The sequence below is a fragment of the Pseudomonas sp. NMI760_13 genome (assembly GCF_021283245.1).
Classification (GTDB): domain Bacteria; phylum Pseudomonadota; class Gammaproteobacteria; order Pseudomonadales; family Pseudomonadaceae; genus Aquipseudomonas; species Aquipseudomonas peradeniyensis.
Genome location: NZ_JAJSRC010000010.1, coordinates 21,999 through 38,320, shown reverse-complemented (window position 1 = coordinate 38,320; position 16,322 = coordinate 21,999). Strand labels below are relative to the sequence as shown.

Below are 16,322 nucleotides of genomic sequence, written 5' to 3'. Positions count from 1 at the left end.
GCTTGCCTCAGGCCACCACCACCTTCGCCCCCCTGCCCCGCCGCAACCACCCCACCAGCACCGCCGTCATCAGCACGAACCCCAGGTAGCCGAACAGCGGATACACCTGTCCTACCAGGCTGATGAACCCCACCAGGCTGCAGACGAACCCCACCCCACCGGCCACCACCGCCCCCCAGCGAAACTTCACCGTGCCCGCCGGCAGCAATCGCGACAGGAACGAGAACAGCGTCCCCACCGCCGTGTTGGCGATCATCCCGAAGATGATCAGGCACATCACCAGCCCGAGCAGCGGCGACACCTCGCTGGCAATCGACAGCATCGGCATCGGCAGCGCGGCCACGCTGTCCAGGCGCGACAGCAGCCCCGCGCTCATCACCAGCATCAGCCCGCCCAGCGCCGCGCCGCCCAGCAGGCCGCCGACCACGGCAACCCGTCCATTGCGTGCCGAGCCGCCGAGGATCGCCAGGATCGGCGCGCCAGCAACGATGTTGTAGGAGACATACAGGAACGCCCCAAGCAACCAGTGATGGGTGCCCGCCTCCTGCTGGCTGGCCACCTGGTCGAGCGCCGCGAAACTTAAGCTGCGGGTACACACCGCATACAGTGCGATGGCCGAGGCCACCAGGATCAGCAACGGGGTGATCGCGCCGATGGCCACCATCACCTTCTGCACATCCAGGCAGACGATGGCCACCACCAGCACGGTAACCAGCACGCTGCCGGCCAGCGCCGGAATGCCGAACTGCTGTTCAAGCAGTGCACCGCCACCGGCGAGCATGACCACGGTCACGCCGAACATGAAGAAGGTAATGAGCCAGTCGACCAGCACGCCCAGGTGCCGACCGCAGATGGCCTGGATCACCTCCTTGTGCGAGGTGGCCTTCAGGCGGTTGCCCAGCCCCGCCAGGGCCATGCCGAGAAACGTGAACAGCGCGGCGCTGACCAGCGCGCCGACCAGTCCCCAGACGCCGAAATCGACGAAGAACAACAGCAGTTCCCGCCCGGACGCAAAGCCCGCCCCCACGATCACGCCGACGAATGCGCCGGCGATCTTCAGCTGCTCTTGCATGTGCACCTCTGGTTTTTATTGTTGTGTCGGGTCGTTGCAGGGGTTGTTGTAGGAGCGGGCTTGCCCCGCGATGGCTGTATCGCGGGACAAGCCCGCTCCCACAGTGTCAGTTGTCCTGACCGATGTAGGCCTGCACCTCGATCTCCACATCCACCCCCAGCGCCAGTGCCGAGGCCACCGTCGAACGCACCGGCAGCGCTGCACCGAAGAACTCCTTGTAGACCTCGTTGAAGCCGGCGAAATGGCTCATGTCCGACAACCACACGGTGCACTTGACCACCTGGTCGAAGCGCGCGCCGCACGCCGCCAGGCTCTCGGCGATACGCTCGCAGGCCGCCCGGGTCTGCGCCTGGATATCGCCACGCACCACCTCGCCGCCCGGGCTCATCGGCACCTGCCCGGACAGGAACAGAAAGCCCCCGGCCTTCACCGCACGGGAGAAGGGAAACGGCAGGCTGCTGGGAAAACGCTGGATTTCATTGCTCATGGGATGCTCCATTCAGGGTTGGATGAAACGTGCCGGGGACAACCGTGCTGGCTCGACCCCCTGGCTGACAAGGCTGGCGCACAGCGGCAGGCCCAGCAACAGATCGGCCGCCAGGCGCGAAGCCCCGGCGGCGGACTGGATACCGTAGCCGCCCTGGGCGGCCAGCCAGAAGAACGCGGGGGAAACCGGGTCGAAGCCGATCACCAGGTCGCCATCGGCGACGAACGATCGCAGCCCCGCCCAGCTGTGGCTGGGCCGGCGGATCTCGAGGGTGGTCATCGCCTCGATGTTGTAGATCCCCAGCGCCAGGTCCAGCTCTTCGGGCGCGGCGTCCTGCGGCTCGACCGGGTCGGCATTGGCGGGCGAGCCCAGCAGTTGGCCGGCGTCGGGCTTGAAGTAGAAGCTCTCGTCGACGCCGATCACTGCCGGCCAACGGGCGAAGTCGTGCTGCGCCGGGCCAGGAAAGGTGAACGCGCTGCGCCGGCACGGCTGCAGGCCGACCTTGCCGATCCCGCACTGCCCGGCCACCTGATCGGCCCAGGCGCCGGCGGCATTGACCAGTTGCCGTGCGCGCAGGCGGCTGCCGTCGGCCAGCTCGACATGCCACAGGTCATCCAGATAGTACGCCTGCACCAGCTCGGCATTGCAGCGCACCTCGCCACCGGCTTGGCGCAGGCCGCGCAGGAAGCCCTGATGCAGGGCGTGCACGTCGAGGTCCATCGCCCCGGTCTCGTGCACGGCGCCGGCCAGCAGTTCGCCGCGCAGGCTCGGCACCAGCTCGAGCGCCGCCGTGCTGTCGAGCAGGCTGACGGCGGTGCCGTTGGCCAGGTTCTGGGCGTAGGTGCTTTCAAGCAGATCGTGCTGCTCATGGCTGGCGACATACAGGCAGCCGCGGGGTTCGAGCAATGGATGCTCGCAGAAGCCCGCCGGCGGCTGCTCGTAGAACGCCCGGCTGGCGCGGGTCAGGGCCTGGATCTGCGGGGTGCCGTAGGCCTCCATGAACATCGCCGCCGAGCGCCCGGTGGCGTGATAGCCCGGCTGCGTCTCGCGTTCGAGCAGCAGCACCTGGCGCTGGCCGGCCAGTCGGTAACCCAGGGAGGCGCCAGCGATGCCGGCGCCAATGATCAGAATATCGTGGACCTGTCCCATGCACGCTCCTGCGGCGCTAATTATCATTTGTGAGAATTCTAATATATGAGAATTTAGAAATACGCAAGGCACCAAGGTAAGATGCCCGACCACAGCATAGCCCGAGAGCCCCGATGCCCGACGCCCCCACCACCCGCACCCCGCTCGACCGCAGTGAAGTCGGCGCGCGCCTGCGCCAGGTGCGCAAGGCCCGGCAGATGACACTCAAGCAGCTGTCGGCGCTCAGCGGCGTACCGCTGTCCACGCTGTCGAAAATGGAGCTGGCGCAGGTCTCGGTAAGCTACGAAAAACTGGCCGCCGCCGCCCGCGCCCTGAACCTGGACATCGCCCAGCTGTTTCGCGCCAGCGGCCCGGTGGGCGCGCCGCAGCCGGCCACCGTGGTAGTCGATTCGCTGGCGGCGGTGGCGGGTTATTCCACCGGCACCTACGACTACTACCCGATCGCCGGCGCCTTCCCCGAGCGACGCATGACCCCGGCCTATGCCCGCATCATCGCCCGTGAACGCGGCCAGTTCGACGATTTTATCCGCCATCCCGGCCAGGAATTCGCCATGGTCATCAGCGGACGCGTGCGCATCGAATTCGAGACCGGCGAGGCGGTCAGCATCGGGCCTCAGGAGACTGCGTATTTCGACAGCCAGGTGGGGCATATCTACCTGTCGGAGAGCGAGGATGGCGGCGATGCGCAGGTGATGGTGGTGATGACTGATCGGTGAAAGGCCAGGGGTTACCCATCCCCTGTAGGAGCGGCCTTGTGCCGCGAACGGGGCGCGGAGCGGCCCCAGGATTTCAGCGTTCAAGCAACAATCGCCAGGACCGCTGCGCAGCCCTTTCGCGGCACAAGGCCGCTCCTACACAAAGCCAGTGAATGAGCCGGGCCAGTTATAACCTAATAACGAACAAGTCTATTTGGCTATAAAAAAATCTATATGCTGGCATCCATCCGATCACGGGCAAGCTGGGCGTCGAGTAGCGTATGGATGTAGGTTCTTTCGGTTTCACCATTGCGGGACTGGTTGTGGGCTTCATCGTCGGCATGACCGGCGTCGGCGGCGGTTCGCTGATGACCCCGATCCTGCTGTGGTTCGGCATCAACCCGGCCACCGCCGTGGGCACCGACCTGCTCTACGCCGCCATCACCAAGGCCAGTGGCGTCTGGGTGCATGGCCGCAACAAGAACATCGACTGGAAGATCACCGGCTGGCTGAGCCTGGGCAGCGTCCCGGCCGCCGCGCTGACCCTGTGGTTCCTCAGCACCCTGCACGCCGACACCTCCGCGCTCAACGCCATCATCAAGCAAGGCCTGGCGGTGGTGCTGATCCTCACCGCCCTGGCGATCCTGTTCAAATCGCGCCTGCAGGCCTTCGCCAGCAAGCATGCCGGCGATCACTACCACCTCAGCGACCGCACCCTGAACCTCCTCACCGTGATCACCGGCGTGGTGCTGGGCGTGATGGTCACCCTCACCTCCATCGGCGCCGGCGCGCTGGGGACCGTGGCGCTGTTCCTGCTGTACCCGTTCCTGGTCACCCGCCGCCTGGTCGGCACCGAGATCGCCCACGCCGTGCCGCTGACCCTGGTGGCGGGCCTGGGGCATGCCGGCATGGGCAACATGGACTGGTCGCTCTTGGGCTACCTGCTGCTGGGTTCGCTGCCGGGGATCTACCTGGGCAGCCACCTGACCGGGCGTATCTCCGACCGTGTGCTGCGGCCTTGCCTGGCGACCATGCTGTTGCTGATCGGCTACAAGCTGGCGTTCTGAGCCGTCCCTCAGACCCTGTAGGAGCGGCCTTGTGCCGCGAAAGGGCTGCGCAGCGGCCCCAGGATTTCAGCATTGACGGAAAAATCGCCGGGGCCGCTACGCGCCCCCTTCGCGGCACAAGGCCGCTCCTACAGGGGACATGTCAACCTAGGCGCCACAGTACCGGCCAGAATTCCGGCTTTACGTATCCACAGCGATCCAGCCGGGCCACCCGCTCCAGGCGCATGCGCTGACCGTCATAGCGCCATTGCTGGACCAGGCCGCAACCGCGCTCCAACAGGCTTTTATCAGTGGCCTGCAATTGGCCACTTTGCGGATCGAACGTCACATGGCCACTGAGCTGCGGTGCCAGTAACGGCGTTGGCGCCTCGAAGGCCATTTCACTGATCTGGTAGGGCGCGGCACGAGACACCCGATACAGGTAATTGGCGCAGAACTCGCCACTGTACCCGACATTGAGAATGACCAGGGCACTGTCAGCGTCCAGCGGGTACACCTCATAGTGGCTAAAGCTGAGGCCCGGCACATCACCTTCGACACCCGCCTGGCGCTTCACCGTCCTGCCGATTTCATGCGCCTGCTCGTCGCTCATGCCAGGCGCGGCGACAAACTGCGGCAACGCCGCCGCGACAGGAGCGTCAGGCACCTCGGCAGCCGGGACGTCGCCCACCCGCACCAGCGCATCGGCATGCCCTACCCGACCCTGGACCGCATCAATGGCCAGCAACGCGCCACTAATCCCCTGCAACGACGCCACCAGCTCGCCATCCTCGGTCAACGAACTCAGGCGATTGCCGTTGCGTATCTGACGGATCAGCGCCAGTGCCGCATCACCTTCGAGCTGCAGGTCGAAATCGTACTCACCTTGGATCCGCCGCCATTGAGCAGACAGTTCCTGACCATCGAGCAACACCTGGTCGGCAAACGCCGGCCCGACACGCAGCGTCAGCTCGAGCTTACCCTGCGGCCCTGCCTCGCGCCGGACGATGGTCTGCAGGCCGCTCATCAGCTCGTCATCGATCGCCAGCAACGCCGTGCAGGCACGGGTGTTATCACAGCCGACCGCCCAGTCCTTGACCTGCCGGTACAGCGGCACCGCCTCGAGCGCTGCCGGGTCGCTTTCGGCCTGCGCGGCCAGTGGTGCCATGAGCGCCAGCAGCAGTGCCGCACGGTGGCGTTTCATCCATTGCATGGTGTTGCCCCTGACATCCCTTTCGCGTTTTCAGCCTTCGCTGCGCCATAGTACCGGCCAAGTGTCAGTGCCCACTTCGGCACACCGGTCCATCCGCGACAACCTGACCAGGCGCATGCGCATGCCGTCGTAGCGCCAGCTTTCCTCGACCCCGCAACTGCCGGGATAGTCGTCCTTGGCATAGCTGTAGAGCTCGCCTTTTTTGGGGTAGAACTCGATGGCGTCGCGCATCCGGCTGATCAGCACCGGGCTGGACGGTGCCTCGAACTCCAGCGGCCCAAGCGCGTAAGGCGCCTCTCGCGACACTTTGTACAACGCGTAGAGGCAATGGAAGTCGTTGCAGTTGTAGCTGAGCAACGCCAGGGCATGCTGGTTGTCCAGGGCATGCAGCTCAAGCTTGGGAGCGACATCGTATTCGTTCTTCAACTGGTCTTCGGCGGCCGCCTTGGCCATCACCACCGGGTTGATGCCCGCCAGTTCCTGCTCGCTAAGGGGCGTGGCTGCCACAAAGGCCGGCCCCTGGGGCTTGGCCGGGGTGGGCAACTGGGCGTCGGCGACGCTGTCACCGGGTCGCATCAGCGCGCTGTAGTGACCGACCCGGCCCTGCACCGCATCCATCAGCAGCAAGGCGGCGCTCAGGCCTTGCAGCGAACTCACGCGCTCCCCTGGCCGGGTGTCGTCCACCAGGCGCTGGCCATTGCGCAATTGCCGCAACACGGCATAGGCATCGGCGCCCTCCAGTTCCAGGGTGGTCTCGACGCCGCGGGTCATGCGCCAGGGTGCGACCAGTAGCTCTCCGTCGAGCAGGGGCTCGCCCGACCAGTCAGTGCTGCCCACCAGGGTCAGGTGCAGGTTACCCCAGGTGCCCGCCTCGCGCTGCACCAGCATGCCCACCCGCATCTTCTCCGGATGATCGGCCAGCACCGCGGTGCAGAAGCGCGTGTTGTCGCAGCCCACCACCCAGTCCTTGATCTCCCGGTACACCGGTACCGGCTCTGGCTCCGCCGCGCCGACCAGGCCGGGTAGCAACGCCAGCCCGAGGGCCAGCAAGTTCCTTGTTGTTGCGCGCATCGTGCTGCATTCCTGTCTTAGCCGTGAAAGCCCCACTCCAGAGGCGGCGCAATGATTCCACAGATCAAATGCCAGGTGCGGAAAATCGGCAGTGGTGGTGGCGCCATGGGATCTGGCAGTATCGGTTGCATCCTGTTCAGAGCCTGCGCCATGTCCGCTACCGTCAGCCCGCTGTTGCTTGCCTTGCGCGAGGGTACCCGCGCCTGTCACGAAGGGCTGGAGGCGCGCCTGCCGTTCTTCAGCGAAGGCTTCGACCGGGCGGCCTATGCGCGCCTGCTTGCGGCTTACCACGGTTTCCATGCGCCGCTGGATACCTTGCTGGCCGGGTACCAGGCCGCCGAACGCAACAAGACACCCGCCTTGTCCCGCGACCTGAGCGCCCTGGCCATCGATGTCGAAGCACTGCCGCTGTGCCACGCCCTGCCTCGCATCGACGATGAAGCCAGTGCACTCGGTGTGATGTATGTACTGGAAGGCTCCACCCTGGGCGGCCAGCTACTCAAGCGAGCCATGGCTGAACGCCTGGGCATCGACGCCGACAGCGGCGGTGCGTTTCTCGACGTCTACGGCGCGCAGACCGGCGCACGCTGGCGCAGCTTCCTCGCTCGACTGGCTGGCGCAGATCCGGAGCCTGCCGCCCAGGCCCGGACGGTAAAGGCAGCGGTCGAGACCTTCACCTGCTTCGAACAATGGCTTGAAGAGCGACGCGTGCTGGCCTGCTGATCCCCCGCGCTGGGGCCTTACCTACGGCACTTGTTCAACAGCGATGTCACCGTGGGCGTCATGCTGATCGCCGCCCCGCACAAACCACCGCATAGCAGCGCGAAGCCCAGCGCCCGCAGCGGGTGCAAGGTATTGAAGAATGCCAGTACCAACAGCATCAGCAACATCGCCAGCGCGTAGCGGATTGACGTTCTTGGAATTGCCACCATCAGCAGGTTGAAGAGCACGAAAGCGTAGAACACCATCATCGTTGCCAAGCCAACGCTGACGCCTCGCGCCATCGGCGGGCCGATATACTGCCGGTACAGATCGAAGCCCAGCCTCAAGAGGAAGGGAAACGCCACACAGGCCAGTGCGTGCAGCAGGAAACGGGAAAGCAACGGCAACATTCGTCCTTGATCCTGGAGCCGGCCATGGTTTGCGCAGGGCCGTGAGTGAGGAAAACGGATGCTAATGGCCGGAATGGCCGCCAGCAAGCCACAGTATTGGCCGGCAACCCCTCGTGACAAAGACCTGCTTTTCCAGCTTGGCGCCACACAGCAGAATCCCTACGTCAAAGACGTAAGGATGCGGTATGCTGACGATCATCGAAGCGCCACTGTTTTCGAAGCTGTGGCCCGACTACTGGACCGCTGACGAACATGGCGCGTTCATGCACCACTTGGCCAACAACCCTGATGGCGGCGCAGTCATCCCCGGCTCCGGTGGCTGCCGCAAGGTACGCTGGCGCATCGAAGGCCAAGGCAAGCGCGGCGCCGTGAGGGTCATCTACACCGCCCAGCTAGACAATGGTGTTCTGGTAGCACTGCTTATCTACGGCAAGAGCGCCACCGAGAGCATACCCGCGCATGTACTGCGCCAGATCGTGAAGGAACTGAACCATGCCCCTGACTGAAAAAGAACTGATGCAGCGCGATGCCAAGCGCAATATCGCAGAGGAGCTGCTTCAGTCCATTCGCGATGTCAAAGCCGGACGATTTGGCGCTGTACACCAGGTCGAGGTGACCGAAGCCGCAGAGGCCCGCAGCAAGACCGGCTTGTCCCAGCTGAAGTTCGCCGAGCTGCTCGGCGTCTCCGTACGTACGTTGCAAGAGTGGGAACAAGGCCGGCGCACGCCTTCGGGAGCTGCACGTACGCTACTGCATATCGCATCTGTACGACCGGATGTGTTTCATGAAATCCTGCAGGATCGCCCCACATAGCAAGGGCGCTGGACAGCCTGATAGCGAGCCCCGACATGAACGTCATTGCCTGTGATCTGCACCACCTGGACGCCGCCGCGGACCTCTTCAACCAGTACCGGATGTTCTACCAGGAAGCGGATGACCTCCCCGCTTCCCGCACATTCCTCAAGGCCAACCTCGAAACCGGCAACTCGCGCATCTACCTGCTGCTGGACGCCGACGGCCAGGCCATCGCTTTTGCCCAGTTGTACCCGGCCACCTGCTCGCTGGCGATGAAGCGCTTCTACTGGCTGTATGACCTGTTCGTTGCTCCGCACGCCCGCAGGGGTGGTCATGCCCGTTACCTGATGCAGCAACTGACCGAGATTTTCCAGGCCGAGGGCGCGCAGCGGTTGAGCCTGGACACCGCCCGGAGCAACCTTGCCGCCCAGGCACTGTATGAATCGCTGGGGTATGTGGCCGAGCAGGACTTCGTGACCTATCACAAGATGCTCGATTGCTGAGACTTGTCGGGGTGTTCGGCGGGAGACTGGCAGCGCCTATCAGATCGAGCGCCGCCCGCGCGGCGCATCGCGGCACAAGGCCGCTCCTACATTTGTTGTAACGTGACCATGCCTGATAGGCCATGGTTGTTAGCCTTGTGCGCTCGACGCGATTTTTTGGCGGGCATTGCCGCCGCCCCACTCGTCTCAAGACATGCACCAAGGCGGGCAACCATGGCCTGACAGGTTCGGTACGTTGCAACAAATGTAGGAGCGGCCTTGTGCCGCGATGCGCCGCGCGGGCGGCGCTCGATCTGATAGGCGCTGCAAGGATTGCGGCGGACACCTGGCGGCCCTCATACAGTCAACAACCTTGGCGCCGAAAGTACCTGAGCGACCCGATCAACCCCGCTCTATCCCATCCAGCACAGCCGACGCCAAGGCCAGCCCTTTTTCCAGGGAGTTCTCCGTCGCCACCAGCAGGCTGCGCAGCGGTTCGCTGGCTTTTTCCAGGGCCATGGCATTGGTTTCGTAGGCCGCCTGCAAGGCCGCTACCGCGCACACCAGCGCATCCTCGCCATCAATGCCGGCATGCACCGAGAACATCGGTGGATGGGCGTCGTGGCAAGTGCCGAAATGAGCGTTGGCCGTGGTGGGCCGGGAGGTTCGAGTAGTCGTATCGAGGGTCATGGGCGAACCTCCCGGGGCAAGGCGCGGGGTGGGTCGGGCACGATTTTCAGCATGGTTCAGCACTCCTGTACCGTCATGGGAAAACTGCCTGAATCCGCTTGCACTCGAATAGGTGGCAGCTATACGCAGGTGTGCAAGACCGAGGGTACAGGAACTCGGCAGGCCCAAGGGCCTCCCACGCATAGCCGCCATTGGAGGGCCAGAACCGCAGACTGCCGGCAAGGCCCAAAAGCGCTTTCGCGTTGTACCTGTACGGGCTTGCACACCCGGTCGTTGAATTGGCAACGACAGGACAAGACTAAGGAGCGCGACTGGCCAGAACAACAGCTGAAAGGCCGTAAAAGCATGCTTGGGAAACGTCCTACGTGAAATAGGGAAAGTCTTAGTCATCCGCTTGAAAGAACTGTCCTGGCCTCATCGCGGGGCAAGCCGCTCCCACGCATCTCCTCCTACTTGCCCTGAAAGTCAGGACAATTTCTAAATTTCCTGTACACGAAACATCTACTAAAGGTTTATATTCCGCCCGCCGAAACAGAAAAGGTAGCAAGTGGCCACCACTCCAGCGAAGCGGCCATGTACACCCTTCACTCTCACGGATGGGCGTCACCATGAAAATAAAAAACAAACTGATCCTGGCCTTCGTACTGGTGGCCTTCATCCCGGTCGCCCTGGTCGGCGGGATCTCGGTGCTGAACATCCGCAGCGAGGCGGTCGACCAGTTCCTCGATGGCAGCACCCGGGAAATCCGCCAGATCGACGGCAACATGCGCCAGTTCTTCGATGGCACGCTGCAGAACGTCGATCAAATGGCCAAGGATCTTGTATACACCTCGGTCACCTCGCTCAAGGATTACACCGGCGCCGATGCCGCCCGCCAGCCGATGCCCGAGGCCGCGCAGAAGGTGATCGACGCCTTCGCCCGCTACGGCACCACCCACCCGGCGGCGGCGATCCTGTCCATCGGCCTCGAGGACGGCAGCTACGCCAAATGGCCGGACGACCCGCAACTGGCCAAGTACGACCCACGCACCCGCCCCTGGTACAAGGCCGCCATGGCCAGCCCGGACAAGACCGTGCGTACCGCCGCCTACTACTACGACAAGGACGACGTGGCCCTGGTCGGCACTGCCCGGGCGCTGCTCGACGAAACCGGCAAGGCCAAGGGCGTGTTCGTGGTCAGCGTGTCGCTGAAGAACCTCACCGAGCTGGTCAAGAGCATCAAGCTGGGCGACAGCGGCTACGTGATGCTGATCGAGGACGGCACCGTGCTGGTCGACCCACGCAACGCCAGCCACGGTTTCAAGCAGCTCAAGGACCTCGGCGTACCCTACGCGCAACTGGCCGCCACTTCCCAGGGCTCCACCGACGTGGTTATCGACGGCGTGCGCTACATGGCCAACGTGTGGACCTCGCCAGGCCTTGGCTGGCGCTTCGTCGGCCTGATCGAGTACGACGAGGTGATGGCCGCGGCCACACGCATGACCTATGTCACCGCGTTGATCGTGGTGGTGCTGGCCCTGGTCTTCGCCCTGGTGGCGGCGGCGTTCTCGCGGGTGATCGTCAAGCCGATCGGCCAGGTCAGTATCGGCCTGCAGTCGATCGCCGAAGGTGAAGGCGACCTGCGCCGCGACCTGCAGGTGCAGGGCAAGGACGAAACCGCCGAGCTGGCCGGCTGGTTCAACAAGTTCCTCGCCGCCATCCGCCAGCTGATCCAGCGCATCGGCGCGGCCTCGACCAATCTGCACGAAGCCTCGCGCAGCAATAGCGAGATGGCCGGCAACATGAACGAGGCCGCCGGGCGCCAGCGCGAGGCGGTGGAGCTGGTGTCCACCGCGTTCAACGAGATGGTCGCCACCGCCAACGAAGTGGCGCGCTCGTGCAGCAGCGCCGCCGACGCCGCCGAGCACGGCCACCGCCGGGTGGCCGAGGGCAAGCAGCAGATCGAGGCGACCACCGACAACGTCAATCGCCTGGGTCGGCGCCTGAGCGAATCGTCCCAGGCCATGGTCGAGCTGGAGGAAGGCAGCCGCAGTATCAACCAGATCCTCGGCACCATCCGCGCCATCGCCGAGCAGACCAACCTGCTGGCGCTCAACGCCGCCATCGAGGCCGCCCGGGCCGGCGACCAGGGCCGTGGTTTTGCGGTGGTGGCGGACGAGGTGCGGGCGCTGGCCAAGCGCACCGCCGACTCCACCGGCGAGATCGACCAGTTGCTCAACACCCTCGGCGGCAAGACCCAGGAGGTCTCGCAGAAGATGGAAAGCTGCCTGGACCTGTCGCGGGCCAGCGTGTCGTCGATCGAAAGCGCGCGGGACAGTTTCGAGGGCATCCAGCTCTCGGTAAACGAGATCCGCGACCAGAACCTGCAGATCTCCGCCGCCGCCGAGGAGCAGCACAGCGTGGCCGAGGAGATCAACCGGCATATCCAGCAGATCTACGACGAGGCACGGCTGGTAGAGGGGCTGGCCAGCTCCGCCCAGGCCGACTCCGGCAGGTTGGCGCAGTTGTCGGATGAGCTGAACGGGCTGGTGGGACGCTTCAAGTCGTGACCTTTGGCTTCACGCGGGCCCTGTAGGAGCGGCCTTGTGCCGCGAAAGGGCCGCAAAGCGGCCCCGGCAATCTGTGCATCAACGCTGAAATCCCGGGGCTGCTCCGCAGCCCTTTCGCGGCACAAGGCCGCTCCTACCAGGACTTGCGTATGGCTCGGCTACAGTGAACTCGACGCCACCCTCGAGAGCACCATGCCCAACCACAGCCCCATCCCCCGCAGCGTCTGGGCTTTAGGCTTCGTCTCGTTGCTGATGGACATCTCCTCCGAGATGATCCACGCCCTGCTCCCGCTGTACATGGTCACCGTGCTCGGCACCTCGGTGCTGGCCGTGGGCCTGATCGAAGGCATCGCCGAGGCGACGGCGGCGATCACCAAGGTGTTCTCCGGCGCCCTCAGCGACCGCTTGGGCAAGCGCAAGCTGCTGACGGTGATCGGCTACGGCCTGGCCGCCGTGACCAAGCCGGTGTTCCCGCTGGCCCCCGGGCTGGAATGGCTGACCGCGGCGCGCTTCGTCGACCGCGTCGGCAAGGGCATCCGCGGCGCGCCTAGGGATGCGCTGATCGCCGATGTCACCCCCGCCGAGCTGCGCGGCGCGGCCTTCGGCCTGCGCCAGGCGCTGGATACGGTCGGGGCGTTTCTCGGGCCATTGCTGGCAATCCTGTTGATGTGGCTGACCGCCAGCCATTTCCAGACGGTGTTCTGGGTGGCGGTGATTCCGGCGTTCATGGCGCTCTATGTGCTGGTTGCCTTCGTCCGCGAGCCCGAAAAACCTGCAGCAGTCGGCACAGTGGCTGCGCCCCTGGCATTTCGCGAGCTGGCCCGGCTGGGCAACGGTTACTGGCGCCTGGTCATCCTGGCCACGCTGTTCACCCTGGCGCGCTTCAGCGAAGCATTTCTGCTGCTGCGCGGCCAGGCGCTTGGCCTTGCCGCCTTGTGGGCGCCAGCGGTGCTGGTATTGATGTCGCTGGCGTATTCACTGTCGGCCTATCCTGCCGGGGCACTCTCCGACAAGGTCGGGCGACGGGGTGTGTTGATGATCGGGCTGGCCCTGCTGGTGCTGGCCGATCTGCTGCTGGCCTGGTTGCCGGGCCTGCCCGGCCTGGCCCTGGGCGTGATCCTGTGGGGGCTGCACATGGGGTTTACCCAAGGCGTGTTCAGCGCCTTGATCGCCGACAGTGCACCCGAGGATCTGCGGGGGACCGCATTCGGCGTGTTCAACCTGGTGACAGGGTTGGCGTTGCTGGTGGCCAGTGTGCTGGCCGGAGGGCTGTGGGACTGGGTGGGGTATCAGGCGACGTTCATGGCGGGGGGCGTGTTCGCCGCTACCACAATGGCAGGTTTGTGGTTCATGGCTGATCGTGGGAGCGGGCTTGCCCCGCGATGAGGCCGGCAGGAACAACTTCATTGCCTGACCTGACGCCATCGCGGGGCAAGCCCGCTCCTACAGGGTCATGGCTGCCGGCTGCTGCTCCAGCAACGACCATCCCCCCTGCCCGTCCACCTCCAGGCGGTGGGAGTGGAATCCCGCCAAGGTACTGCGGTGCCCGACACTGACCAGCAGCGTCGCCGGCAACTCTGCGCGCAGCAGCGAATACAGCGCATGCTCCAGCCCTTCATCCATCGCCGAGGTGGACTCGTCGAGGAACACCACCTGCGGCCGGTTGAACAGTACCCGGGAGAACGCCAGGCGCTGCTGTTCGCCCAGCGACAGGATCCGCGACCAGTCGCGCTGCTCGTCCAACCGTTCGGCCAGATGGGCGAGATTGACCTGGCGCAAGGCCTGCTGCATGCGCGCATCGTCACCGGGCACGCGCTGTGCCGGATAGGCGATGGCGGTGCGCAGGTCGCCCAACGGCAGGTACGGGCGCTGCGAGAGGAACAGCGCCTGCGCCCCCAGCGGTCGCCTGACCTCGCCCTCGGCATAAGGCCACAGGCCCGCCAGGGCGCGCAGCAAGGTGGTCTTGCCGCTGCCCGAAGGCCCTTTGATCAGTAGCGCCTGACCGCTATGCAGGCTTAGATCGAGATCAGCGATCAACGCATGGCCATCGGGGCGTCGCACCTGCAAGCCCTGAATCCCCAATCCATGAGCCTGATCCACGGTGGCCACGCGTGGCAAGGCGCTGGCCTGCTGGTTGGCATCGAGAAAGCCTGTCAGGCGATCGAGGGTGGCGCGGTACTGGGCAAAGGTGTCGTAGGACTCCCGGAAGAACGACAGCGAATCCTGCACCTGGCCAAACGCCTGTGCGGTCTGCATCACGTCGCCGAGCTTGATCGCGCCGCTGAAAAAGCGCGGCGCCTGGAGGATGAACGGGAACACCACCGCCACCTGGCTGACGCCCAGGTTGAAGCCGCTGAACTTGAGGTTTCGAAACACCAGCGCCCAGGCGTTGCCGATCAGCGCGAAGAAGCGCCCGAGCAAGGTGCCCCGCTCCACCTGCGCGCCCTGGTAGAAGGCGATGTTCTCGGCGTTCTCGCGCAGGCGCATCAAGGCGTAGCGGAAGTTGGCGGTGAGTTTCTCGTTGAGGAAGTTCAGGCGGATCAGCGGCTGGCCGAGGCGGAAGGCGATCCAGGTGGCGACCAGCACATAGACATACACGGCGAACACCATCGCCCGGGGGACTTCGACGCCGGCCACTTCAAGCGGCGCCGACAGGCCCCAGAGAATGCCGGTAAAGGCCACCAGCGACACCAGCGCGCTGACCGCCCCCAGCGCCAGCGACACGGAGCCGCTGACGAAGGCGTTCACATCCAGTTCGATACGCTGGTCGGGGTTGTCCACCGGCTCGGCAAGGAACTGCCCACGGTAGTAGGCATCGCCGTGCATCCAGTCGGCGGTCAGGCGCTCGGTGAGCCACACCCGCCAGCGGATGTTGAACGCCTGGGTGACGTAGAAGGCGAACAGCGAGCGCAGTACATGGATGGTCGCCAGCACCGCGAACACCCCGAGCAGGTACCAGAACGCGGTCTGGTCCAGTGCCTGCAAGGCGCTGTAGAAGCCGTTGTACCAGAACGAGAACAGCACGTTCAGGCGCACCGCGAACAGCGTCAGGACCAGCAGCAGGGCGAAGGCCAGCAACGGTCGCCAACTGCGGCGCAAGCTGAAATAGGGCCCGGCCAGTTGCCAGAACTGCGCCCCCCAGCGGGTGTAGCGCACCGCCAGCAAGGCGGTAAAGGTGAAGCAGACAAGGGTGACCAACGAGGCGATTGCCAGCCAGCTCAAACTCTCTTGCAGGGCCTGGTGCCAGTTCATGTCCATGGTGCGCTTCCATAGAGGATGTTGTTGCGAGCGTAGCACCGGACCTGCAATAACCCTGCAAACATTACGGATATTTCATCCAGGCCATGCGCTGCAACAACGTCTGTGCATGACTTGTCCGGGCGCGGATAATCGCGGCACCGCCACTGCAGAACCAAGCCATGAACATTCGCCTTGCCGGACTACAGGATCTACCCGCCCTGATCGCCATCGACAGCGTCGTCCGCCAGGACCCGCAGCGTGCCGAACAGATTGCCGACTGGCTCGGGCAGTACCATTGCCTGGTGGCCGAGGTACAGGGCAAGGTGGCCGCCTATACGGTGATGCACCAACACTTCTTCGGTTGCCCGTTCATCGAGATGCTGATGGTCGGCCAGGGCCATCGGCGCAGTGGGCTGGGAGCCGCGCTGCTGGCCCGCATACAGGCCGACTGCACGGGACAGAAGCTGTTCACCTCGACCAACCGCTCCAATGGCCCGATGCGCCGCTTGCTGGAGCGCCGGGGCTTTGTCGAGAGCGGCGTTGTCGAGCACCTCGACGAAGGGGACCCGGAGCAGGTCTATTTCTGGCGATGCGATTGAGCCAGCGTTCCAGGGCCCTATCGCGCCCCTCTGTAGGAGCGGCCTTGTGCCGCGAAAGGGCTGCGTAGCGGCCCCGGCGATTGCAGCGTCAACGCTGAAATCCTGGGGCCGCTTTGCGGCCC

17 protein-coding genes and 1 pseudogene are annotated in these 16,322 nt (G+C 64.8%); 10 read left to right on the top strand and 8 right to left on the bottom strand.

The genetic code is table 11. The annotated features are described in order from the left end of the window. Positions 1-7 precede the first annotated feature (7 nt). The 3 genes from LU671_RS12940 to LU671_RS12930 form a co-directional block, all read right to left on the bottom strand. Positions 8-1,072, bottom strand: coding sequence for a YkvI family membrane protein (locus LU671_RS12940; protein WP_232855856.1), 1,065 nt, complete (start codon positions 1,070-1,072; stop codon positions 8-10). A 106-nt stretch (positions 1,073-1,178) separates the two neighbouring features. Beyond that, complete coding sequence (locus LU671_RS12935) at positions 1,179-1,559, bottom strand: RidA family protein (protein WP_110738477.1); 381 nt, start codon at positions 1,557-1,559, stop codon at positions 1,179-1,181. 12 nt (positions 1,560-1,571) lie between these two features. Then, positions 1,572-2,708 carry an NAD(P)/FAD-dependent oxidoreductase gene (locus LU671_RS12930; protein WP_232855855.1) on the bottom strand — a complete coding sequence of 379 codons (1,137 nt, stop codon included), beginning with the start codon at positions 2,706-2,708 and terminating at the stop codon, positions 1,572-1,574. A 113-nt stretch (positions 2,709-2,821) separates the two neighbouring features. Between LU671_RS12930 and LU671_RS12925 the strand changes: the two genes are divergently transcribed. Further along, on the top strand, positions 2,822-3,424 hold the full coding sequence (locus LU671_RS12925) for a helix-turn-helix domain-containing protein (RefSeq protein ID WP_203647400.1): 603 nt from the start codon (positions 2,822-2,824) through the stop codon (positions 3,422-3,424). Between the two features lie 260 nt (positions 3,425-3,684). Beyond that, positions 3,685-4,470, top strand: a complete 786-nt coding sequence (locus tag LU671_RS12920) for a sulfite exporter TauE/SafE family protein (RefSeq protein ID WP_232855854.1) — start codon at positions 3,685-3,687, stop codon at positions 4,468-4,470. Between the two features lie 142 nt (positions 4,471-4,612). Here LU671_RS12920 and LU671_RS12915 read toward each other — a convergent pair whose 3' ends face one another. Both LU671_RS12915 and LU671_RS12910 read right to left on the bottom strand, forming a co-directional pair. After that, positions 4,613-5,662 (bottom strand): DUF1176 domain-containing protein, encoded by a 1,050-nt coding sequence (locus LU671_RS12915; protein WP_232855853.1) that lies wholly within the window; start codon positions 5,660-5,662, stop codon positions 4,613-4,615. Between the two features lie 30 nt (positions 5,663-5,692). Next, positions 5,693-6,733, bottom strand: coding sequence for a DUF1176 domain-containing protein (locus LU671_RS12910; protein WP_232855852.1), 1,041 nt, complete (start codon positions 6,731-6,733; stop codon positions 5,693-5,695). Positions 6,734-6,883: 150 nt separating this feature from the next. Here LU671_RS12910 and LU671_RS12905 point away from each other — a divergent pair, with 150 nt between their 5' ends. Next, entirely contained in the window at positions 6,884-7,456 is a 573-nt protein-coding gene (locus LU671_RS12905; protein WP_203647403.1) for a biliverdin-producing heme oxygenase, read from the top strand. Positions 7,457-7,473: 17 nt separating this feature from the next. On the opposite strand, the gene LU671_RS12900 is transcribed toward LU671_RS12905, so the two are convergent. Continuing rightward, entirely contained in the window at positions 7,474-7,845 is a 372-nt protein-coding gene (locus LU671_RS12900) for a hypothetical protein (protein WP_232855851.1), read from the bottom strand. A gap of 185 nt (positions 7,846-8,030) precedes the next feature. Here LU671_RS12900 and LU671_RS12895 point away from each other — a divergent pair, with 185 nt between their 5' ends. Genes LU671_RS12895 through LU671_RS12885 form a run of 3 tightly spaced genes read left to right on the top strand, consistent with a single transcriptional unit; the run spans position 8,031 to position 9,143 of the window. Further along, positions 8,031-8,351: a transcriptional regulator gene (locus LU671_RS12895; RefSeq protein WP_203647405.1), complete on the top strand. Its 321-nt coding sequence runs from the start codon at positions 8,031-8,033 to the stop codon at positions 8,349-8,351. Then, a complete protein-coding gene (locus tag LU671_RS12890) occupies positions 8,338-8,658 on the top strand; it encodes a helix-turn-helix domain-containing protein (protein ID WP_232855850.1) in 321 nt (106 codons plus the stop codon). Before LU671_RS12895 ends, LU671_RS12890 begins: the two co-directional genes overlap by 14 nt. 35 nt (positions 8,659-8,693) lie before the next feature. Then, positions 8,694-9,143 (top strand): GNAT family N-acetyltransferase, encoded by a 450-nt coding sequence (locus LU671_RS12885; RefSeq protein ID WP_232855849.1) that lies wholly within the window; start codon positions 8,694-8,696, stop codon positions 9,141-9,143. A gap of 381 nt (positions 9,144-9,524) precedes the next feature. Here LU671_RS12885 and LU671_RS12880 read toward each other — a convergent pair whose 3' ends face one another. Continuing rightward, positions 9,525-9,812 (bottom strand): hypothetical protein, encoded by a 288-nt coding sequence (locus LU671_RS12880; protein ID WP_232855848.1) that lies wholly within the window; start codon positions 9,810-9,812, stop codon positions 9,525-9,527. A gap of 596 nt (positions 9,813-10,408) precedes the next feature. Here LU671_RS12880 and LU671_RS29710 point away from each other — a divergent pair. The 3 genes and pseudogenes from LU671_RS29710 to LU671_RS12870 form a co-directional block, all read left to right on the top strand. Next, a pseudogene (locus LU671_RS29710) lies at positions 10,409-11,458 on the top strand (cache domain-containing protein); the annotation flags it as partial. Positions 11,459-11,581: 123 nt separating this feature from the next. Then, positions 11,582-12,361 (top strand): methyl-accepting chemotaxis protein, encoded by a 780-nt coding sequence (locus LU671_RS29705; protein ID WP_375547222.1) that lies wholly within the window; start codon positions 11,582-11,584, stop codon positions 12,359-12,361. A gap of 192 nt (positions 12,362-12,553) precedes the next feature. Beyond that, the gene (locus LU671_RS12870; RefSeq protein ID WP_232855846.1) at positions 12,554-13,747 is read left to right on the top strand and encodes an MFS transporter; all 1,194 of its coding nucleotides are present in this window, start codon (positions 12,554-12,556) and stop codon (positions 13,745-13,747) included. Positions 13,748-13,804: 57 nt separating this feature from the next. On the opposite strand, the gene LU671_RS12865 is transcribed toward LU671_RS12870, so the two are convergent. Beyond that, on the bottom strand, positions 13,805-15,619 hold the full coding sequence (locus LU671_RS12865) for an ABC transporter ATP-binding protein/permease (RefSeq protein ID WP_232855845.1): 1,815 nt from the start codon (positions 15,617-15,619) through the stop codon (positions 13,805-13,807). A gap of 161 nt (positions 15,620-15,780) precedes the next feature. On the opposite strand from LU671_RS12865, the gene LU671_RS12860 reads away from it, so the two are divergent. After that, a complete protein-coding gene (locus LU671_RS12860) occupies positions 15,781-16,200 on the top strand; it encodes a GNAT family N-acetyltransferase (protein ID WP_203647411.1) in 420 nt (139 codons plus the stop codon). Positions 16,201-16,322: the final 122 nt, after the last annotated feature.